General features: G+C 67.0%; 16 protein-coding genes. 9 read left to right on the top strand and 7 right to left on the bottom strand.

The window, feature by feature from the left end; translation table 11 throughout:
• The first annotated feature begins 11 nt into the window (after window positions 1-11).
• The 5 genes from ACX40P_RS13820 (at window position 12) to ACX40P_RS13800 (ending at window position 7,254) form a co-directional block, all read left to right on the top strand.
• Window positions 12-623 (top strand): TetR/AcrR family transcriptional regulator, encoded by a 612-nt coding sequence (locus ACX40P_RS13820; RefSeq protein ID WP_459126942.1) that lies wholly within the window; start codon window positions 12-14, stop codon window positions 621-623.
• A 334-nt stretch (window positions 624-957) separates the two neighbouring features.
• Entirely contained in the window at window positions 958-1,353 is a 396-nt protein-coding gene (locus ACX40P_RS13815; protein ID WP_459126941.1) for a hypothetical protein, read from the top strand.
• The gene (locus tag ACX40P_RS13810) at window positions 1,350-2,597 is read left to right on the top strand and encodes an efflux RND transporter periplasmic adaptor subunit (protein ID WP_459126940.1); all 1,248 of its coding nucleotides are present in this window, start codon (window positions 1,350-1,352) and stop codon (window positions 2,595-2,597) included. The genes ACX40P_RS13815 and ACX40P_RS13810 overlap by 4 nt, the downstream gene beginning before the upstream one ends.
• Window positions 2,598-2,674: 77 nt before the next feature.
• A complete protein-coding gene (locus ACX40P_RS13805; RefSeq protein WP_459126939.1) occupies window positions 2,675-5,845 on the top strand; it encodes an efflux RND transporter permease subunit in 3,171 nt (1,056 codons plus the stop codon).
• Between the two features lie 11 nt (window positions 5,846-5,856).
• Window positions 5,857-7,254 carry an efflux transporter outer membrane subunit gene (locus ACX40P_RS13800; protein WP_459126938.1) on the top strand — a complete coding sequence of 466 codons (1,398 nt, stop codon included), beginning with the start codon at window positions 5,857-5,859 and terminating at the stop codon, window positions 7,252-7,254.
• Between the two features lie 57 nt (window positions 7,255-7,311).
• Here the strand turns inward: ACX40P_RS13800 and ACX40P_RS13795 are convergent, their stop codons facing one another.
• The 6 genes from ACX40P_RS13795 to ACX40P_RS13770 are packed head-to-tail and all read right to left on the bottom strand — an operon-like array spanning window position 7,312 to window position 13,737.
• Window positions 7,312-8,280 carry a DUF1861 family protein gene (locus ACX40P_RS13795; protein ID WP_459126937.1) on the bottom strand — a complete coding sequence of 323 codons (969 nt, stop codon included), beginning with the start codon at window positions 8,278-8,280 and terminating at the stop codon, window positions 7,312-7,314.
• Window positions 8,281-8,317: 37 nt separating this feature from the next.
• The gene (locus ACX40P_RS13790; protein WP_459126936.1) at window positions 8,318-9,400 is read right to left on the bottom strand and encodes a glycoside hydrolase family 130 protein; all 1,083 of its coding nucleotides are present in this window, start codon (window positions 9,398-9,400) and stop codon (window positions 8,318-8,320) included.
• Window positions 9,401-9,405: 5 nt separating this feature from the next.
• Window positions 9,406-10,257 carry a carbohydrate ABC transporter permease gene (locus tag ACX40P_RS13785; protein WP_459126935.1) on the bottom strand — a complete coding sequence of 284 codons (852 nt, stop codon included), beginning with the start codon at window positions 10,255-10,257 and terminating at the stop codon, window positions 9,406-9,408.
• Window positions 10,254-11,147 carry a carbohydrate ABC transporter permease gene (locus tag ACX40P_RS13780; RefSeq protein ID WP_459126934.1) on the bottom strand — a complete coding sequence of 298 codons (894 nt, stop codon included), beginning with the start codon at window positions 11,145-11,147 and terminating at the stop codon, window positions 10,254-10,256. Before ACX40P_RS13780 ends, ACX40P_RS13785 begins: the two co-directional genes overlap by 4 nt.
• Window positions 11,144-12,436 carry an ABC transporter substrate-binding protein gene (locus ACX40P_RS13775; protein ID WP_459126933.1) on the bottom strand — a complete coding sequence of 431 codons (1,293 nt, stop codon included), beginning with the start codon at window positions 12,434-12,436 and terminating at the stop codon, window positions 11,144-11,146. Before ACX40P_RS13775 ends, ACX40P_RS13780 begins: the two co-directional genes overlap by 4 nt.
• Complete coding sequence (locus ACX40P_RS13770; RefSeq protein ID WP_459126932.1) at window positions 12,433-13,737, bottom strand: glycoside hydrolase family protein; 1,305 nt, start codon at window positions 13,735-13,737, stop codon at window positions 12,433-12,435. Before ACX40P_RS13770 ends, ACX40P_RS13775 begins: the two co-directional genes overlap by 4 nt.
• A 121-nt stretch (window positions 13,738-13,858) precedes the next feature.
• Here ACX40P_RS13770 and ACX40P_RS13765 point away from each other — a divergent pair, with 121 nt between their 5' ends.
• From ACX40P_RS13765 to ACX40P_RS13755, 3 genes are all read left to right on the top strand, one after another.
• Window positions 13,859-14,932 carry a LacI family DNA-binding transcriptional regulator gene (locus ACX40P_RS13765; RefSeq protein WP_459126931.1) on the top strand — a complete coding sequence of 358 codons (1,074 nt, stop codon included), beginning with the start codon at window positions 13,859-13,861 and terminating at the stop codon, window positions 14,930-14,932.
• Window positions 14,929-16,008 (top strand): ABC transporter ATP-binding protein, encoded by a 1,080-nt coding sequence (locus ACX40P_RS13760; protein ID WP_459126930.1) that lies wholly within the window; start codon window positions 14,929-14,931, stop codon window positions 16,006-16,008. Before ACX40P_RS13765 ends, ACX40P_RS13760 begins: the two co-directional genes overlap by 4 nt.
• 87 nt (window positions 16,009-16,095) lie before the next feature.
• Window positions 16,096-18,816 carry a TonB-dependent receptor gene (locus tag ACX40P_RS13755; RefSeq protein ID WP_459126929.1) on the top strand — a complete coding sequence of 907 codons (2,721 nt, stop codon included), beginning with the start codon at window positions 16,096-16,098 and terminating at the stop codon, window positions 18,814-18,816.
• Window positions 18,817-18,901: 85 nt separating this feature from the next.
• Here ACX40P_RS13755 and ACX40P_RS13750 read toward each other — a convergent pair whose 3' ends face one another.
• Window positions 18,902-21,091, bottom strand: a complete 2,190-nt coding sequence (locus tag ACX40P_RS13750) for a M13 family metallopeptidase (protein ID WP_459126928.1) — start codon at window positions 21,089-21,091, stop codon at window positions 18,902-18,904.
• On the opposite strand from ACX40P_RS13750, the gene ACX40P_RS13745 reads away from it, so the two are divergent.
• Window positions 21,053-21,574, top strand: coding sequence for a hypothetical protein (locus ACX40P_RS13745; protein ID WP_459126927.1), 522 nt, complete (start codon window positions 21,053-21,055; stop codon window positions 21,572-21,574). The two genes, ACX40P_RS13750 and ACX40P_RS13745, sit on opposite strands and share 39 nt — an antisense overlap.
• Window positions 21,575-21,641: the final 67 nt, after the last annotated feature.

The following is a 21,641-nucleotide window of genomic DNA, read 5'->3' as shown; positions in this document are numbered from 1 at the left end:
TACCACCCGTTATGGAAATTGACGCCACCACCGCCGCGAAGGGCCGCCCGCGCGAGTTCTGTCTCGATCGGGCGCTGGCCGCCGCGCTCGGGGTCTTCTGGTCGAAAGGCTATGAGGGCGCGTCGATGGCCGACCTGACCGAGGCGATGGGCATTTCCAAGCCCAGCCTCTATGCTGCGTTCGGCAACAAGGAGGCGCTGTTTCACAAGGCGCTGGACCTCTACGAGGCCGAGAAGCTGTATTACACCCGCGCGGCGCTGGAGCAGCCGACGGCGCGGGCGGTCGCGGAATATTTCATGCGCGGCGCGATCGATGCGCAGATGAGCAGCTGCGATCCCAAGGGCTGTTTGGGCGTCATCAGCGCCACCGCCTGCGGTGCCGAGGCAGCGTCTATCAAGGCGGACGTGATCCAGCGCCGCGCCTCGTCGCAGGCCGCGCTCGTCGCCCGGTTCGAACAGGCCAAGCGCGACGGCGACTTGCCCGATCATGTCGATATCCCGGGTCTGACCGGGTACCTCTTCGCCATCCTGCAGGGCATGGCCGTGCAGGCGGGATCGGGCGTGAGCCGCGCCGAGCTCGAGCGTATCGTCGAGACCAGCCTGCTGATGTGGCCGGGCCGCTAAAAAAATCTCTACCGACCGGTACAAAAGACGTTGACGTAACGATCCGGCGTTAATATACCAGTCAGTATAGAAGAGGGCGCCGCCTTGGTGTCTCGGGTCTCCAAAGGACGCCGCTATGCTCGAACCTAATTTCACCGTGGTGCTCGGCCCGTAGTTCGGGCGCCTCGAACCCGCTTACCAACCATCGGCATACCCGCTTGCGCCCGACACCTTCGTCGCCGGCGATGACGCTCTGTGCCCTGCGCATCAGCGACGCGGCCCCTGCACGGGTCGCGGCGGCCGCCCCGTCGCGTCCGAACGCTGCCTGCCGCGATATTCGAAAGGGAGGACTTTCATGGCCTATGTCGATTTCTCGGGCGATCCCGCCCTCGCCGCCTATGTCGGGGCGAGCGCTGCGGAACCGGCCATGCCGACCCGCACCGGGCTGAGCGCTCTCGAATGGTCGGTCGTGGCGCTCGCGCAGCGCGACCGGATATCGTCGCTCGACCAGCCGGGACGGCTGCCCATCGCGCTCGACAAAGTCTTCGGCACGCGCCGCCGCAGCCCGCACCTGGCCGACCCGAAGCTGGAGGCGTTGCGCCGCATGGCCGTGCTCAGCTGGCACCGCGGCTTCGCGGTCCCGGTTCATGAGCTGAAGGCGTTCTTCCGCGCCGGTTTTTCCTCCGATCAGTATGAAACGATGCTCACCAGCATCGGCGCGGCACGGTCGCGGATGGGGTCGCGCGCATGAACATGATTACCAAAATAGAAGCGGCACCGGACGGTAAGGACGTGACGTCCGTGCACCCGAAGGACCGCTGGCGACGCGCCGGCTGGATCGCCTTGCCGGTGGTCGCGCTCGGGGCCGCATGGGGCGTCCTGCACCGCGAAGCCCCCGCCGCCGCCGCGATCGCCGCGCCGACGGTCGAGGTGGCGCAGCCGCTGATGCGCGAGATCACCGAATGGGACGATTATGTCGGGCGGTTCGAGGCGTCGAAATCCGTCGAGGTCCGCCCGCGCGTATCGGGCGCGATCACCGCGGTGCACTTCACCGACGGCGCGATCGTCCACAAGGGGCAGCGCCTGTTCACCATCGATCCGCGACCCTACGCCGCGAGTCTGGCGGAGGCGCGGGCGAGCGTCGCCGGCGCGTCGAGCGATCTTGCCCTGGCCCGCGCCAACCTCGATCGCGCCAATCGCCTCGCCGCCGACGATGCGGTGTCGAAGAGCGATCTCGACCAGCTTGCGGCGCGGGTCCGTGCCGCGCAGGCCGCGCTCGTCGCCGCACAAGCGCGCGTGCAGGCGCGGGCGCTCGACGTCGAATTCACCGAGGTTCGCGCGCCGATCTCCGGCCGCATCTCCGATCGTCGCATCGACGCCGGCAATCTCGTGTCCGCCGGCGACACCAACGGCACGCTGCTGACGACGATCAACGCGCTCGACCCCGTCTACTTCGCGTTCGATGCGTCGGAGGGGCTGTTTCTGAAATCGAAGCGTGCGGATGCCGAAGGCTCCGCAGTCGAGGTACGCTTGCAAGACGAGACGGCCTATACGCGCACCGGTCGGCTCGACTTCACTGACAATGGCCTCGATCCGCGCTCGGGCACGGTCCGCGGTCGCGCGGTGCTCGCCAATCCGGACCTGTTCCTGACGCCGGGGATGTTCGGCAACATGCGCCTGGCGAACGGCGGCGTCGTAAAAGCGCTGCTGGTGCCCGATGCCGCGATCCAGACCGATCAGGCGCGCAAGACCGTGCTGACGGTCGCGCGCGACGGCACCGTTGCGGCCAAGGCGGTGACGCTGGGGCCGGTCGTCGACGGGCTGCGCATCATCCGCACCGGCCTCAGGTCGGACGACCGCATCGTCGTCAGCGGTATCCAGATGGCGATGCCGGGTGCGAAGGTGACGATCCGGCCTGGCCGCATCTTCGCCGCGCGCATCGCCGCCGCGCCGCGCCCGGCCGCGACGATCGGCGAGGCGACCTTCGCCCGGTAACGCGGTTCGCCCGCGGGCGCACCGCGGCCACGTTTCTGCATTTCTCTCATCGTCGCCCTTGGGCGAGGAGGCCTTTCATGCGCCTGTCGCGCTTCTTCATCACGCGGCCGATCTTCGCCGCGGTCATCGCGATCGTCATCACGATCGTCGGCGGCCTCGCCTATCTCGGACTACCGGTCTCGCAATATCCCAACATCGTGCCGCCGACGGTGACGATCGCCGCGACCTATCCCGGCGCGGCGGCCGAGACCGTCGCTGAGACGGTCGCCGCGCCGATCGAGCAGGAAATCAACGGCGTCGACGGCATGCTCTATCAGTCGTCGCAGTCGACCGGCGACGGCCGCGTGACGATCACTGTCACGTTCAAGCCCGGCACCGACCTCGACGCCGCGCAGGTGCTCGTCCAGAACCGCGTCGCCATCGCCACCCCGCGTTTGCCGCAGGAGGTGCAGCGGCTGGGGATCGTCACGAAGAAGACGACGCCCGACTTCCTGATGGTCGTGAACCTCGTGTCGCCGGACCGGTCCCTCGATACCCAGTATCTGTCGAACTATGCGCTGACGCAGGTGAAGGATCGCCTCGCGCGGATCGAGGGCGTCGGCGATGTCCAGCTGTTCGGCGCGCGCGACTATGCGATGCGGGTGTGGATCGATCCCGGTCGCGCCGCCGCGCTGGACCTGACCGCGGGCGACATCGTCCAGGCGCTCCGCGCGCAGAACGTGCAGGTCGCCGCCGGCACGCTCGGCCAGCCGCCTTATGCACAGGGCAATGCCTTTCAGCTGAACGTCGAGACGCAGGGCCGGCTGACCGAGCCGCAGCAGTTCGCCGACATCGTCATCCGCACCGACGCCGACGGGCGGCAGGTCCGTGTGCGCGACGTCGCCCGCGTCGAGCTGGGCGCCGCCGACTATTCTACCAACACCTATCTGTCGGGCGAGCCGACCGTGCTGCTCGGCGTGTTCCAGCGCCCGGGTTCCAACGCGCTTGCCGCCGCCGAAGCGATCACGGCGGAGATGGACACGCTGCAGAAGACGTTTCCCAAGGGGCTCGAATACCGGGTCATCTACAACCCGACCGACTTCATCGCCCAGTCGATCGACGAGGTGATGAAGACGCTGATCGAGGCGATCGTGCTGGTCGTGCTGGTCATCATCGTGTTTCTTCAGCGCTGGCGCGCGGCGATCATCCCGGTCGTGGCGATCCCGGTGTCGCTGATCGGTACGTTCGCGGTGCTGCTGCTCGTCGGCTATTCGCTCAACAACCTGTCGCTGTTCGGGCTGGTGCTCGCGATCGGCATCGTCGTCGACGACGCAATCGTCGTCGTCGAGAATGTCGAGCGCAATCTGGCGCGCGGCATGACGCCGCTGCAGGCCGCCTTCACGTCGATGGACGAGGTCGCGGGCGCATTGGTGGCAATCGTCGCGGTGCTGTGCGCGGTGTTCATCCCGACGCTCTTCATGAACGGCATCTCGGGCGCCTTCTATCAGCAGTTCGCCGCGACGATCTCGACCGCAACGATCATCTCGCTCGTCGTGTCGCTCACGCTGTCGCCCGCGCTCGCGGCAATCCTGTTGAAGGATCACGTCGAGGATCATGACGGGCAAGGACTGGTGATGCGCCGTGTGCGCGCGGCGGGCGACGCGTTCAATCGCGGGTTCGAGGCGATGAGCGAGCGCTACGGCCGGCTCACGCTCGCGCTCGTCACGCGGCCCAAGCGCGTGATGCTGACCTACGTCGGCCTGATCGCGGCGACCGTCGGCATGCTATGGACGACGCCGACCGGTTTCATTCCGCAGCAGGACCAGGGCTATTTCCTGACCGTCATCCAGTTGCCGTCCGGCGCCTCGGTCGAACGTACCGACGCGGTCATGCGCAAGGTCGCCAGCCGTATCCTCCCGATCGCTGGCGTGAAGGGCGCGGTGATGCTCGCCGGGTTCGACGGTCCGTCGCAGACGCTCGCCCCCAATGCGGCCGCCGCCTACATCCCGCTCAAGGACTTCAAGGACCGCAAGGGCATCCACGTCAGCCAGATCATGGCCGAGGCGCAGAAGGCGACCGCCGACATCACCGAAGCGCGGCTGATGATCGTTCCGCCGCCCGTCATCCAGGGCATCGGCGCCGCCGGCGGTTTCCGCATGATGGTCCAGGACCGCAGCGGACAGGGCTATCGGGCGCTGGGCAAGGAAGCCTATGCCCTGATCGCCAAGGCCAATCAGGCACCCGGCCTCGCCGGCGCCTATACCTTCTTCGACACCGCGACGCCGCGCGTCTTCGCCGACATCGATCGTGCGAAGGCGGATCTGCTCGGCGTGCCGCCGGAACGCGTCTTCGAGGCGCTGAACGTCTATCTCGGTTCGGCGTTCGTGAACGACTTCAACCTGCTCGGGCGCACCTACCGCGTCACCGCGCAGGCCGACGCGCCGTTCCGCGCGAACGAAGCCGATATCGCCAACCTCAAGACCCGGTCGAATACCGGCGGCATGGTACCGATCGGATCGGTGGCGACTTTCCAGGACCGGACCGGGCCGTACCGCGTCGTGCGTTACAACATGTTCCCGGCGGTCGAGGTCGACGGCAACACCGCTCCGGGCTTCTCCTCGGGCCAGTCGCTGGTGACGATGGAAAAGCTCGCCGCCGAAACGCTGCCCGCCGGCTACAGCACCGAATGGACCGACATCGCCTTCCAGCAGCGGCTGGCCGGCAATACGGCGGCGGTCGTTTTCGCGCTCGCGGTCGTGTTCGTCTTCCTGGTGCTCGCGGCGCAGTATGAAAGCCTCGTCCTGCCGCTGTCGATCATCATGATCGTGCCGATGTGCCTGCTCGCGGCGATGATCGGCGTGAATTTGCGCGAGATGGACAACAACGTGCTGACGCAGATCGGCCTCGTCGTGCTGATCGCGCTCGCCGCCAAGAATGCGATCCTGGTGGTCGAATTCGCGCGGCAGGCGGAGGCGCAGGACGGCCTGTCGCCGGTCGAGGCGGCGGTCCGCGCCGCGGGCGATCGCCTCCGCCCGATCCTCATGACCAGCTTCGCCTTCGTGCTCGGCGCGGTGCCGCTGCTGGTCGCTAGCGGGGCAGGCGCGGAACTGCGTCAGGCGCTGGGGACCGCGGTGTTCTTCGGCATGCTCGGCGTCACCGGCTTCGGCCTGATCTTCACCCCCACCTTCTACGTCGTCTGCCGCGCGCTGGGCGATCGGCTGCGGCGTCGCCGTGCCGCTCCGCCGACGCAGTTGCAGCCGGCCGAATAGGAAGTCCTGCCATGATCCGCATCGTCCTCGCCTCCGCGTCTGCGCTAGCGCTTGCCGCCTGCGCCGTCGGCCCCGACTACAGCCGTCCCGCCACGCCGCAGACCGCGGCCGGCGCCTTCATCACCACCAGCCCGGCGGTCGTCGCGTCAAAGGCCACCAGCGACCGCTGGTGGCAGCTATACCGCGATCCCACCCTCGACGCCCTGATCGCCGATGCGCTCGCCGCCAACACCGACATCCGGGTCGCCGCGGCACGACTGGCGCGCGCGCGGGCGAGCTTGCGCGAAGTTCGCGGCGACCAGCTGCCGCAGGCGACCGCTGGCGCCGGCGCGACCTATGGCCGCCTCTCGGCGATCCAGCGCCCACCCGGCGTCGCGCGTGAGAGCTGGACGATCGATACGGGACTCGATGTCGCCTATGAGGTCGATCTGTTCGGCCGCATCGCGCGCAACGTCGAGGCGGCGCGCGGCGATATCGGCGCGGCGCAGGCGGATGCCGATGCGCTGCGCGTCGCCGTCGTCGCAGAGACGACGCGGGCCTATGCCGATGCCGCCTCGGCCGCCGAACGGATAGCGGTGGCGAACCGCATCGTCGCGCTGCTCGATCGCGCGCTGCGCGTGACGCAAGGGCGCGCGCGCGTCGGCCTGACCACCGGCCTCGATACCGCCCGGATCGCCGCCCTGCGTAACCAGCGCGAGGCCGATGTGCCGGCGCTCATCGCGGAGCGGCAGGCGGCGCTGTTCCGGCTGGCGACGCTGACCGGTCACACCCCCGCTGAATTGCCGCCGATCGCCGCGGCACGCATGACGACACTGCGGCTGACCCAGCCGATCCCGGTCGGTGACGGCGCCGCGTTGCTCGCACGCCGCCCGGATGTCCGTGCGGCGGAGCGCCGCCTCGCCGCCGCGACCGCGCGGATCGGCGTGGCGACCGCCGATCTCTATCCGAAGATCAGCCTGGGCGGCTCGGTCGGCTCGACGGGCACGGGTCTTGGCAACCTGTTCGGTGCGGGGCCGCTCAACTGGCTGCTCGGCCCGCTCATCAACTGGACCGTCAATCCGGCCAAGGCCCGTGCGCGTATCGCCGGGGCGGAAGCGGACAGCCAGGCCGCGCTCGCGACGTTCGACGGCACCGTGCTGACCGCGCTGGAGGAAACCGAGACGGCGCTCTCCAACTACGCCCGCGCGCTCGACCGGCGCACCGCGCTGCAAGCCGCGCGCGATCAGGCGGCGGTGGCCACCCGCATCACCCGCGCGCAGCAGCGCGAGGGACAGATCGACAGCCTCGCCCAACTTGATGCCGAACGCACCTTCGCCGACACCGAAGCGACACTCGCCCTGGCCGATGCCGACATCACGCGCCGCCAGATCGATGTTTTTCGAGCCCTTGGCGGCGGCTGGAACGGCTGAGCGGGCGGAGCGAAGCGTGGCCCCGTTGGTCGCATGTCGCGTCCAAACGGTCGCTGTTTAAGCGGATCCGCCCTGCGACGTCATCGCTTCGGCAACTGGCGCATCGAAGGGGTAGGCGATCTCCACCCACTGCGCCTCGGCATCCGACGTGCCGGCGTAGAGCCGCGTGCGGCCATCGACCTGCTCGATGCCCGAGGAGAACACGACATCGATCAAGTCCGCGCGCTTGGCGGGGCCGGGTGCGAACTGATCGCGGGATGCGATAATGCGATAGTCACGCCAGGCATGTTCAGCGGGATCGAAGACGAAGGACACGGCATAATAGCGCCGCGTGCCGTACAGGATGTCCTGTTCGAAGAACGCTGCGTGCGCGATCACACCGATCTCGCCGGAGGTCAGGAGATGCGCCTCGTTCGCGCCGCCCCAATCGAGGGGATGGAACATGTCGTCGAGCATGGGCGCCGCGTCGATCGCATCGATGGTCAGCGCATCGAGCGACGCGACTTCGGTGTAGCCTATCGTGCCGCGCCCGCCTCTGGTCCCGCGCGGCCGGGTGAAGATCGCGACGCGGCCGTCGGCGAGCTCGCACAGCCGGATGTCCTTCATGCCGATCGGCCCGGCGAAGAAAGGGCGAAGGTCGAAGATGTCGGCCCCGCGGTAGAAGACGGTATGCCATATCGGCTGCGCCGGGCGCAGGTCGACCTCCACGCCGCCGAATACGAGCTCGCCCGCGATCCGGGTCACGAACGGGTCCTGCAGCCGGAAATGCGGCGCACCCTCGATCGGGTGCCAGACGCCGTCCAACTCCTCGAAGAAGACGGCGGTCGAGTCCTCACTGTCGCGCAGCTCCACGCGCCCGGCGATCACGCGCCGCCCGGCCGAATGGAACGGCGCGGAGATATTGTACACGTCGCAGTCGCCGACGCCGGTGAAGCGGAGTTTCCCGGTGGCGGGGGATTCGCCCACGACATCGGCCGCGAAGGTGTCGGCGAGCGTCTTCACGCGAATGATGTTCTCGCGGGTCAAGTCAGTCTCCTGATAGGTCGAGGCGTACGGGAGGGCGTTACACGCCCATCGCCGTCCACAGGTCGGTCAGCGGCATGGCGCCCAGCGCCATGACGCGGTCGGCGGCGCCGTAGTAGACGCGCAGGTCGTCGCCCACGATCACCGCGCCGCAGGCGAACACGACGTTGTCGAAAAAGCCCGTCACTTCGTACGGCTCCCGCGGTTCGGCGAGCGGGCGATCGAGCCGGGCACGTACGATGCGCGGATCGTCCAGGTCGAGCAGCAGCGCACCCAGGCTGTAGCGCTGATGCGCATCGACGCCGTGGTAGATCTGCAGCCAGCCCCTGTCGGTTTCCAGCATTGGCGCGCCGCCACCGATCTTGCTCGATTCCCACCCGCCGGCCAGCGCGCCGGCCAGCCGTTGATGATGACCCCAGTGCATCAGGTCGGGCGAGCGCGCGATCCAGATCTCGGGCGTGCCGAGATGCCGCGGCGCCGGACGATGCAGGCACCAATAGGCGCCGTCGATCCGGCGCGGAAACAGGCACACGTCGCGATTGTCGGGCGAGAAGATGAGCCCCAGCCGCTCGACGGTGCGAAAATCATCGCTAACCGCCAGCGCCGTCGCGATGCCCAGATCCGACACTGCGGTATAGTTGATGTAGTAGCGCCCTTCGATGGCCGTGATCCGCGCGTCCTCGCATCCGAAGCGCTCGTAGCGATCAGCGGGGAACAGGAAGGGCGTGTCGTCGACCGCAAAGTCGGTCCCGTTCGTGCTGCGGGCGAGGCGCAGATGCGACATCGAGGTGAGATAGACCTGTGCCGGGTCCGCCCGCAGCACGACCATGCGCGGATCGGCGAAGTCGTAGGCCGGATCGTCGAGACGCAGGGTCTCCACCGTGACCCGCCATGTGTCGCCCGCCGCCTCGAGCAGCGGGACGCGCAGCTCGCCCGGCGCCGCACCGGCGACGCTTTCCGCCACGCGCACCAGCATGATCGTCTCATCGCCGACCTGCACGACGCCGGCGTTGAAGGTGCAATCGACCTTCCAGTCCGGTCGACTCGGCCGCACCTGTTCTGGCGTGATGAGGGGGTTGGCCGGCGAACGCGTCAGCAGGTCGCGCGAGATGTCTTTCGTCATGGAACTCACTTCAGGCTCAGGGCCATGCCCTGAAGGAACTGGCGGCGGAACAGGAGGAACAGCAGGGCGAGCGGCAGCGTCTGCAGCACCGCACCGGCCATCACCGGCCCCGCATAGCCGCCATATTGCTTGCTGAAGGTCGCGAGCAGCACGGACAGCGGCATCCGCTCCGCATCCGAGATCGCGATCAGCGGCCACAGGAAATTGTCCCACGTGCCGGTGAAGGTAAACAGCGCGACGATCGCGATGATCGAGCTGTTGAGCGGCACGACCACCCGGGTCACCGTCTGCCACAGGCTGGCGCGGTCGAGGCGGGCCGCGTCGAAATACTCCTCCGGCATCGCCCGGAACGACTGCGACATCATGTAGATGCCCCAGCCCGACATCATGAACGGCAGGATAAGCGCGGCGATCGAGTTGAGCAGCCCGAGTTCCTTCACGAGCACGAACAACGGCAGGATGAACATGGCCGTCGGGATGACCATCTGGAGCAGCAGGAAGTCGCCGAACAGTTTGCGCCCCGGAAAGCGCAGCCGCGCGAGGGCGAAGGCGATGAAGGCGGATGAAACGAGCACCGATGCCGTCACGCTCAGCGTCACCAGCGCCGAGATGCCGAGCGCCTGAAGAAACGGCCGGTCGAGCTTGTCGGCGGTCGCGAACAGGAAGCGGAAGTTGTCGAGTGTCCAGTCGCCGGCGAACAGCGCGGTGTTGTAGATCTGCGCTGTCGGCTTGAGCGATGCCGTGACCATCCAGGCGAAGGGATAGAGCCAGGTGAGCGCCAGCGCATAGATGCCGATCGTCGCCACCCAGCCGCCGGGCGTCTTGGACCGGAGAAAGGCGGACAGACGCGTTGTCATGCAATCGCGACCTTCGTCTCGAACAGCCGCCGTGCGAGCAGGACCAGCAGGTAGGAGGCAAGCGAGATCACGATGCTCATCGTCGCGGCGTGACTCGGCTGCAAGCGGCGGAAGGCGGTTTCGTAGATAATCATCTGCGGCGTCACGGTGCTGTCTGCGGGGCCGCCACCGGTAATCAGGAACGGTTCGGTGAACAGTCCGAAAGCGACCAGGATCGCGAAGGTCAGCACCATCATCAGCTGCGGATTGAGCATCGGCAGCGTGATCCGGACCAGTCGCGTCCACCACCCGGCGTTGTCGAGCCGCGCCGCGTCGTACAGCTCCTTCGGCACGGTCAACAGCCCCGAATAGATGATGAGGCCGTAGTAGCCGACGAACTTCCACGCGACGACCAGCGCGATGGCGAGCATCGCCAGCGTCGGGTGATTGGTCCACGGAATGCGCACCCCGATCGCGGCATCGAGCGCGTTGTTGAGCGGCCCCGTCGAACTGAAGATCTTCAGGAACACGAGGCTCAGCGCGACGCCGGACGAGACGTTGGACAGGAGAAAGCACAGCGCCACGAACGCCCGCCCCCGCCCGACATGCTGCAGACCGAAGGCAACCAACAGCGCGCCGCCGAACGCGAGCGGCAGGTAGAAGGCGAGGAAGCGCACCACGTTCCACAGCGACAGCAGGAATTGCGGATCCTGCACCGTCCGGATGAAGTTGCGCGCGCCGATGAAGACCGGTTCGTCGAAGAAGCGCCACTGGATCACGGACAGCCTGGCCAGCCAGACGAAGGGATAGGCCCAGAACACGGCGGTGTAGATCAGATACGCGCCGGTCAGCGACAGGCCGACGATCGCTTCCCGCGAGAGGCCGCCGCGTGCGTTCGACCAGCGGATCATGCCTGCGCCGCCAGCATGCGGTCGGTTTGCGCGGCGGCAGCGGCGAGCGCGACGCCGGGAGCGCGCTGACCGGTCATCAGCGGTTCGATTAGTTGGGAGCTCATGATCTTTTGTACGTCGATGGTATGTTCCGACAGCGCCGGCGGGCGGGCGCTGGCGACGTGCTCGGCATAGGCGCGGCCGATGGCGCTGGAGCGGTAGTAGGCGGCGAAGCGCGGGTTCTGCAGCAGGTCGGATCGTGCGGGCGACAGCCCGGTCCGTTCGAGCCAGAGCAGGTTCATCGCCTCGTCGCCGAGCACCCAGGCGAGGAAGTCGAACGCCTGCCGTTTTACGAGGCTTTTCCGAAAGATAACCACGCCCTTGCTGTCGGAAAAGGTTGCGGCCGGACCGTGCGTCGGGGTGGCGGCAACCATCGGACCGACTGCGATCCGGGCCAAAGTTTCGGGGTAGATGTTGGCGAACCGCTCGACATCCCACGGCCCGCGCACGGCGCCGGCGGCGAGGCCGGAGACGAGAGGTTCTTCGGCATCGAAGTCCATCGCGGTCCAACGCTTCCGGAACATCCTGTCGACGAAGGTTGCGACCTGTAGCCCCGGCGCATTGTCATACAGGGCGCGTTTGTCGTCGAGATACGGCTGCCCATGCGAGGCGGCGTAGTAGAAGGGGATGAAGTCGAACCAGCGATCCTGCCACGCGCGCCCCGCGATGACCTGCATGCCGTAGCGTGCGTTGCCCTTCCCGTGCCCGTAACGTTCGGAAAAGGCATAGACCTCGTCATACGTGCGCGGCGGCGCGGACAGGCCGTTCGCCTCCAGCAGATCGGCGCGCCACCATAGCAGGGTCGGGCTGGAATAGATCGGCAGGGCGGAGACGCGCCCGCCTTCCGTCCAGCCGGGCATGATCGTGCCCATGTGGCGGCGCTCGACCAGTTCGGCATAGCCCGGCATCGCGGCCAGATTCTCGACCTGGCCGAGAACGGCCAACTGCACCGCGAAGCCGGAGAAGATGTTGGTCGACAGATCCGGCTCGGTCCCCGCGACCAGCGCCGAGAGGACGGTGTCCTCCGAATTGCCGGCGGTCGGGATGGTCGTGAACGTTACCGGCAGGCCGCGCTTTTCCGCGTTCCACCGCGCCACGGCAATCTTCCAGAAGCCTTCCTCCGCGGCGTTCGGCCCGACCCACAGGCGAATGCGGTCGGTGCGGCGTTCAGCCTTCCCCGCCGAGCAGCCGCCGAGCAGCGCGGCGGCGCCGGCCACGCCGTAACGGAGCAGATCGCGCCGCACGGTCACGGCAGCGGCGTGCCCTGCAACGCGGTCAGCGCCAGCAATGCCTCCACGGTCGACTCCGCGCCCGAATTCAAGTTGACCTTCGCCGCATCGACGATGCCGTCGAAGGCCCGGCCGGTCGCCGGATCGTACATGGGGCGTCCGGCGGCATTGTCGCCGGCGAACCAGGCCGCAAGGCGTCGGGCGAGGTCGCGGTAGCGGGCGTCACCGGTCACACGGTACGCCTCGTTCGCGGCGAGCACCATCGGGCTGATGCCGTACGCGATCTGGGGAAAGCGCTGCACATCGACCGCCATCAGCCGATCGCCGTCGCGGCGCAGCGCGAAGCTGGACAACATGCCCGTGCGCAACAGGTGCGGGTAGAAGCCATCGATCCCGGCCAGCGCGCTCCGCGTAAAGTCCGGGCGATCGAGCAATGCACCGGCGCGCAGCAGCGCATAGGACTGCGCATTGCCCCAGCCATGCCACTGGTTCCGCCAGCTGAGATGCGCGCCGTGCGGGAAGGTCGCGGCATCGCCCGCCTGCATCCTCACCAGCCCCTCCGCCACCCGCGCGATCAGCGCGCGCGTGCCCGCGTCCTGCGTGCGCCGGTAGTGCGGCATCAGTCCCAGCAGCGCGGTCGAGGCGGCGTCCGCGCCAGATCCGAACGGGAGCCAGTCGGGCACCGTTACGCCCTCGACCGTGGTCACCGCGGCGTTGGCGACCGGCAGGTCGCGCTTCAGGTTGACGACGAGCCGATCCGCCGCCGCCCGCGCACGTCGGGCGATATCGGAATCTTTCGGCAGTTTCTGTACCGCCGCTTCCAGCCCCCACAGCGCGCGCAGCGACCACCAGTTCAGTTCGGCGAGCGACGTGCGATACTCGCGATTGATACGGCCACCCGCCCAGATGAAATTGTGGAAATAGCCGTTGTCGGCCTGCAGTCGAATCACGAAGCGGGTCATCAGGTCGAGCTGCCGCATCCGCGCCGGGTTCAGCGTCGGCATCGCCGCCAGCAACACCATGCCGCGCGCGACATCGTCGACGCAGGCATAGCCCTCGTTCGGCTCGATCGCGAAGCTGTAGTCTGGCGCCTCGCTATAGATGCGCAGCACGCCGACCTGCTCGCCACCGACCTTGGCTTCGGCGAACAGGTGATCGAAATGGGCGAGATTGACGCGCTGGCGCTCGGCCGCGACATGAGTGCGGGGCGCGACCGGTGGCTGTTGCGTGACGGTACAGGCGCTCGATACCGAGGCCACGAACAGCAGGGCGGATACCGGCCGCATAATCCGGGGCCGCATGATCTGGCGCAGACTGGCCATCAGGTGCACCTCTCCCGCCTCCTTTGCGAAGGACGTTTAACGATAAACATCGCCGGTTGTGCGTGTCAACCCGGCCCGCTATGGCCGCGGCAGCAGGTCGGTCGAACCGCGGGAGAGGATTATGGCGCGGATCAAACGGGCCACGTTGAAGTCGATCGCTACCGATCTCGGCGTCACGCACACATCGGTGTCCAACGCGTACAACAACCCCGCCAAGGTGTCGAAGGCGTTGCGCGAGCGCATCATCGCGCATGCGCGCTCGGTCAACTATGACGGGCCGAACCCGGCCGCCCGGTCGCTGCGTACCGGCCGTTGCGGCGCGATCGGCGTGCTGTTCAACGATCAGCTGAGCTACGCCTTCACCGATCCCCATGACATCGCGTTCCTGCGCGGCATATCGAGCGTGTGCGAGGACGAGGGCGCGAACATCGTGCTGATCCCGCTTCAGAACAAGCGACCCGATCAGCGCGATCAGCTCGCCGCGATCGTCGACGGATTCATCCTCAACGCCCCCTATCGCAGCCATCCGACCATCCGCCAGGCGCTGGCGCGCGGGTTGCCGACCGTGGTGGTGGATTTCGACGCGCCCGATCTGTCGAGCGTGCTGACCAACGATCGTGCGGCGATGCAGGCGGTGGTGGCGCATCTGCTAGAGCTGGGGCACCGCCATATCGCGATCGTGACCTTCCCCCGTCAGGAAGGCACCGGCGACATCCGATCGCTCGCGGACGATTTCTCGGACGAAAGCTACGTCGTTCATGAGCGGATCGAGGGTTGTCGCGACGCCGTCGACGCCGCGGGCGTCGCGCGAGATGAGGTACTGGTCTGCGAGACGACGAACTGCGAGGACGGCGGACGGCGCGCCGCCGAATGGCTGATGCGCCGCCGGCCCGAACTGACCGCGCTGGTCTGCTTCTCCGATCGGCTGGCCTATGGCGCGATCGCGGGAGCGGCGGCGTTGGGCCTCGACGTGCCGGGCCAGCTCTCGGTCACCGGATTCGACGGGATCGACCCGCCGGGCGGGACGCCTGCTGCGCTGCGGCTCACCACCGTGCGGCAGAACGCGTGCGAAAAGGGTCGGCGCGCGGCGGAAATTCTGCTGCGCCCCGAAAGCGGCGGCAACGGCAAGGTCGCGATCGCGGCGGAGTTCGTGATCGGAAACAGCAGCGCTGCGGCGAAGGCGGAGACCCGATGAGCACCCTGACCCTCACCGACCTGCGCAAATCCTATGACGGCACGGACACGATCCGCGGCATCGACCTGACGGTGGCGAGCGGCGAATTCGTCGTGCTGGTGGGCTCCTCGGGCTGCGGCAAGTCGACGGTGCTGCGCATGATCGCGGGACTGGAGGAGGTGACGTCCGGCACGATCCGGATCGGCGACCGCGACGTCACCCGCGTACCCGCGGCGTCGCGCGGCGTCGCGATGGTGTTCCAGTCCTACGCGCTCTACCCGCACATGACGGTGCGCGAGAATCTGAGCTTCGGCCTGCGCAACATGCGTGTGCCGCGTGACGAGATCGCGCGTCAGGTCGCGAACGCCGCTTCGGTTCTGGAACTGGATGTTCTGCTCGATCGCCTGCCCGCACAACTGTCGGGGGGGCAGCGCCAGCGCGTCGCGATCGGCCGCGCGATCGTGCGCGATCCGTCGCTGTTTCTCTTCGACGAACCGCTATCGAACCTCGATGCCGATTTGCGCGTGCGCATGCGGCACGAGCTCGCCGCCCTGCACAAGCGGCTGGGCGCGACGATGATCTACGTGACGCACGACCAGGTCGAGGCGATGACGCTGGCCGACCGGCTGGTCGTACTCGATAGCGGACGGATCGCGCAGGTCGGCACGCCGCTGGAGGTCTATGAGCGACCGGCGAACGTCTTTACCGCCGGGTTCATCGGCAGCCCGCGGATCAACCTGCTCGATGCCATCGTCGTATCGCGCGATGGGGCGACGGGGCTGATCGAACTGGCCGGCGGGGCTCGGTTCGCCGCACCGGCCGGACGGGCGATGCCGGGCGACCGGCTGACGGTCGGCCTGCGTCCCGAGCATCTGCGGCGCGAGGCGGGGGCGGACGGAATCGCGCTGACGATGACGGTCGATGCGGTCGAGGCGCTCGGCCACTCCACATTCCTGTACGGCACGCTGCCGGATGCCGGTGAGTTTCGCGCGAAGCTCGACGGGCATCATGAGGTGACGGTGCCGGGCACGCTGTCGCTCTTCGCCGACCCGGCGCGCGCGCTGCTGTTTGATCACGCCGGCGAAGCCATTGCCTAGCGACAGGTTGATCGTTAAACACGACTCCTTATCCAGTCCGATACCTGCCGAAGACGGGACGGACGGAGGCATGAGGAGAGGATGGACATGGCAAAGGGTTGGTCGCGCGTCTGCATGACGGGGCTGGCGACGGTTTTCGTCGCCATGGGTACTAGCGGAGCCGGCGCACAGGAGCGGCGCGCCGAACCGCAGGACGCCCAGATCAAGGACCAGCCGGCCGATCAGACCGCCGCCGGCACCACACTCACCGAAGACAGCAGCGCCGACATCGTCGTCACCGGCCTGCGCGAAAGCCTGCGCCGCGCAACCGACATCAAGCGCTCCGCCCCCAACATCGTCGATTCCATCGTCGCCGACGACATCGGCAAACTGCCCGACCAGAACATCGCCGAGGCGATCCAGCGCATCCCGGGCGTCACCATCTCACGCGACAACGGCGAGGGCCAGTTCATCACCGTCCGCGGCCTGGGGCCGGCGTTCAGCACCGCGCTGTACAACGGCCGCGTCCTCGCGACCGAGAACCAGGGCCGCGAATTCTCGTTCGACATCCTGCCGGCCGAACTCATCAACCGCGTCGATGTGTCGAAGACGCCGACCGCGGCGCAGTTCGAGGGCGGCATCGCCTCCACCGTCGACATGTATACCGCGCGGCCGTTCGATTACGGCAAGACCCGCGCGGTGCTGTCCGCACAGGCGAACTACGACGATCTGCGCGGCGCGGTGTCCCCGCAGGTATCGGGCCTGTTCAGCACCACCTTCGCCGACGACACCTTCGGCATATTGGCGGCCTTCTCCTATATCGACCGCAAGATCGCGGGCCAGCGCATCTTCACCGATGGCTGGGAAGCGAACCAGAACCTCGACCTGAACAAGGACGGTCGCAACGAATTCACCGGTGTGTCGCTGCCGACCTATGTCGAATACGGCGTCAACAGCACGGCGCGCAAGCGCATGTCGGGGCTGACCACGCTCCAGTGGAAAGCGTCGGACACGCTGCTGCTGACCGTCGACGGGCTCTATTCGAAGCTGGACGTCAACGACGACAACAAGGTGTTCTTCGTCTACGGCGGCCCCGGCGAGATCACCGCGGCGACGGTGAACGCGAACAACAGCATCACCAGCTACACCGGCATCGCCTCCGGCCCGTTCATCACCAATCAGGTGCGCCCGCGCCTTGCCGAAACCTATCAGGTCGGCGGCAATCTGGAGTGGAAGCCGGGGAACGGCCTGTCGGGCTTCGTCGACGTGTCGTGGTCGCGCGCGACCGACGACACCGGCGGCAACCAGGCGTGGTTCGAATCGAACCTGTCCGGTGTCGGCTATTCGCCCGCCACCGCGACGTTCAGCCTCAGCGAGAACAACAAGCCGGTCTATTCCAATCTCGGCAATTTCAACGACACGTCCAACGCGCGGCTCGGCTACATCACCTATGAAGGGGTGAGCGTCGACGACGAGATCTTCCAGGTCAACACGCAGGGCAAGTACGAGACCGACGGCGGCATCCTGCGCGCCGTCGCCGCCGGCGTGAACTATTCCGACCGGACGAAGGGCCGCACGTCGACCAAGACGCCCGATGCGCTGCAGAGCGTGTTCGGCGGCATCCGCGTGCCGCAGAACCTGTTCGGCGAGCCCGCCGATGCGAAGGACTTCCTCGGCATCAACATGTTTCCGAACGGCTTCCCCGCCTATTCGGCGGGCGACATCGCGCGCTACCTGCTGACCGATACCGCCATCAACCAGACGCGCGATCCGGCCGCGACGCGCGCGGCGCTCGCCGCCAATGGCGGGACGCTCGACGTCGTGCTGGTGCCGAGCAACAGCGGCACCGCGAACGAAAAGACGGTCAGCACCTTCGCGCAGGCGTCGCTCGGCGGCGACTTCGGCTCGCGCAGCTGGTCGGGCAACCTCGGCGTGCGCTGGACGAAGACCGACGTGGTCTCCACCGGCTTCGGTCAGGAGATCCTGAGCATCACGCAGCCGGGGCCGGGTCTCGACCCCGTCGTCAACCTGTCGCCGGCGCAGCCGATCAGCCAGACGGGCAGCTACAGCGAGTGGCTGCCGAGCGCCAACTTCAAGATCGACGTCGTCAAGAACGTGGTCTTCCAGGCGGCGGCAGCGCGCACGCTGACCCGCGCGACGCTCAGCGACCTGCTGCTCATCCGCAACATCAATCCGCGCCCGCGCGAACGGGCGATCAGCGACGGCAATCCGGGGCTGCTGCCGCTGGTGGGCTGGAACTATGACGCGGCGCTGACGTGGTACATCGACCGGTCGAGCTACATCAGCGTGGCGGCGTTCCAGAAGGACCTGCGCAACCTGACAGAATCGGTCACCAGCACGATCCAGATCCTCGGTCTCGACTTCCGCCGCACCCGCCCCGAAAACGTCGGCGACGACCGCATCCGCGGCATCGAGATCGGCGGGCAGTACACCTTCTCCGGCCTGCCCGCGCCGTTCGACGGCTTCGGCATCCAAGGCAATGCCAGCTTCGTCGGCGAAGAGGGCAACACCTACAACGCGGTCGGCTTCTACGAAAAGGGCCCGCTGCAGATGCGGCTCGCCTACAACTACCGGCAGTCCTACGAACTGACCGACCGCGGCAACCGCGGCCAGCCAGTCAACATCGCGTCCTATGGCATCGCCGACGCGAGCATCAACTACGCGATCACGCCGAACCTCACCGTGTTCGCGCAGGGGCTGAACATCTTCAACGAGAAGACCTTCAGCTATTCGGTCTTCCCGGAGCGCGTCATCACCTACGAAACCTACGGGCCACGCTACGCGCTCGGCGTTCGCGCGACATTCTAAAGGGCTGGTAGGTGTCGCAAATAAAGCGACGGGCGGGTTGGGAGCCCGCCCGTTGCTGCTCGAACTTGAGAGCGAACGATGCCGGCTACCATATCCTGACCCGCTGTTCCGGTGGCAGGTACAGCTTGTGTGCGGCCGTGACACCGAATGCGTCGTACCAGGCATCCAAATTGCGGACGACGCCATTCACCCGGTAGCGCGCGGGCGCATGATAGTTTCGCTGGACGTGGTTGCGGAGCGCGTCATCGGTTTCGACCGTTCGCCAGAATTGCGCCCACCCCAGAAAGAACCGTTGCTCGGCGGTGAAGCCATCGATCTGCCGGGCCATGTCGATCCCATGCTCGGCCGCGTACAGCCGGAAGGCATCCAGCGCGAGCGTGACGCCCACGAGGTCAGCCAAATTCTCACCCAGCGTCTGGCGTCCCTTCAGCTTCAGGCCCGGTAGCGGCTCGTAGCGGTCGTATTGCGCGACGAGGGCATCCGCCCGGCGCTCGAAAGCCGCCCGGCTCGCCGCCGTCCACCAATCGCGCAAATTGCCTGCATCGTCGAATTGCGACCCCTGGTCGTCGAAGCCGTGGCCCATCTCATGCCCCAGCACGGCGCCGATCGCGCCGAAATTGACGGCAGGATCGGCGGACAGGCTGAAAGCCGGCGCCTGCAATATGCCGGCGGGAAAGCACACCGAATTGAGCTGGGGACTGTAGCTCCCGTCGACCGAATGCGGAGCGAGATGCCAGGGATATGGCCGGTTGGGCTGCGCCAGTTGCAGGTTGTCGCGCGCGGCTTGGCCAGCCTGCAAGCGGTGCAGATTGCCGATCGGATCGGTCGGCATGATCTCGGTCTCGGCATAGTCGCGCAGATCGTCGGGATAGCCGAGATTGAGCTTCATCTTGCCGATCTTCGTGAGTGCGGCGCCGCGGGTCTGCGGATCGAGCCAGTCGGCATCGGCCAGGCGTTTGGCGAACGCGCGCTTGAGTCCGATCGCCATGCCGGTGATCGCAGTGCGATGCGCGGCGGAGAAATGATCGGCGACATAGGCCTTGCCGATCAGGTCGGGCAGGTTGCGACTGACGAACTGTATGCCCCGGCTTTCCCGGCTGCGTTGCGCCTCCTGCCTGGCGATCCGGCGGCCGTAGAAATCGAAACTGGCCTCCTGCACCGCGGCCGGCAGCAGATACGCGTGGTTCTGGATCCAGTGGAAGGCGAGATAGGACTGCCAGTCCTGCACCGATGTCTGGGCGAAGATGGCGGCACTGTCGCGGATCGCGGTGTCCGTGTTGAGGACGACCGTCTCCACCGCCGCGAAACCGACCGCCACCAGGAACGCGTCCCAGTCGAAGCCCGGCGCGTATCGCCGGAGCTCTGTGCGAGGCATCGGATGATAGTTCAGCCGGCGATCGCGCAACTGCTCGCCGTTCCACTGGACGGCTGCCAACCGGGCTTCGAGCGCCACGATACGATCGGCGCGACGCGCCCCGTCCGGCATCGCCGCCATGCCGAGCAACCTGACGATATGCGAGCGATAGGCGTCGCGCAGCGCGGGATAGTCGCCGTCCGCGGCGGTGTAATGGGCTGGTGTAGGAAGCCCCACGATCCGTGCGCCAAGCACTTGCTGGTCGAGATGGAGCAGGCTGCGGCGCGTATCGGCGGCATCGAGGAAGACGTAGCTGCCGACGATACTGTGAGACATCGGTCGAGCCATGAACCGCGCCACGTCGGCATGATTCCGGATGGCCGCAATGGCGCTCAAGTCCGGCCGGATCGGCGTAAGGCCGCCGCGTTCGATCGCAGCCGTGTCGAGGAAGCTGGCATAGAGGTTCGCGATCTTGCGGTCGCCGTTTCCTGTCGGGTCGCGCTGGATGATGGCTCTCACCGCAGTCTCGGTGCGCAGGAACATGGCGTTCATCTCGCCATACTCCCCGTAGCCGGCGGGACGCTGAGTCGTACGAAGCCAGCCCTCGTTGACGTAATCGAAGAAGGCATCGCCGGGCGCGACGGTCCGGCTAATGGCGTCGAGGTCGACACCCCAGTGACCGTCAGCGACGGGTTCGCGGGCATGAGCCGACCATGAAGAGAGCACCACCGGAGCCCCGGCCGCCGCGGTCAGAAACGAACGTCGGCTTGCGGCCCTGCTGGCATCGCACGGCGAATGTGACATGATGTGCTCCCACACCTGCAATAGTACGATTAGTACTAATTTATGCGTTGGAGTCAAATGGAGGAACCCGAAGGTGTCTTGACCGAACTCGAAGGCGCGATCCTGTCCGAAATCCATCATCGCGGTGCGGGAACGGCGTTCCAGGTTCGCAGGGCGTTTCAGACATCGCCATCGCTGGAATGGAGCGGCAGCGCGGGCGCGGTATATCCGGCGATCCGCCGCCTCACCGCGCACGGGTTTATCGCGGCCGCGACAGAGATCGCCGGGCGTCGGACCAGCACGCTGACCTTGACGCGAAACGGCGTCGTCAAACTCGACACGTGGATTTGCGACGTCCGTCGCGCCGCCGGTCTCGGCCTCGACCCGTTCAGGCTGCGCTCCGGGCTATGGGATCGACTTCTCCCGGCTCAGCGTGTGGCGGGGCTTGAAGCGCTGTCGTCGGAGATCAAGCGACAGATCGACGATCTCGCGGCGTATAAGGTCACGCTCGATATCGTCGAACAGCGTCGTGTCGATCTGTCGATCGCGCTTCAGCATCTACGCCTGGCATGGATCGAAGGCGAATTGCTGGGCGCCGAACTCGCGGCACCGTCGCGATGACGCGGTCGGTTCGTTCGAATTCGACCGATAGGATCGCAGCCACAGCGCGATGCGTGTAAGGCCTGCC

The sequence above is a fragment of the Sphingomonas sp. RS2018 genome (assembly GCF_054489605.1).
The sequence above is the reverse complement of the archived record's forward strand: the minus strand, read 5'-3'. Positions and strand labels throughout refer to the sequence as shown.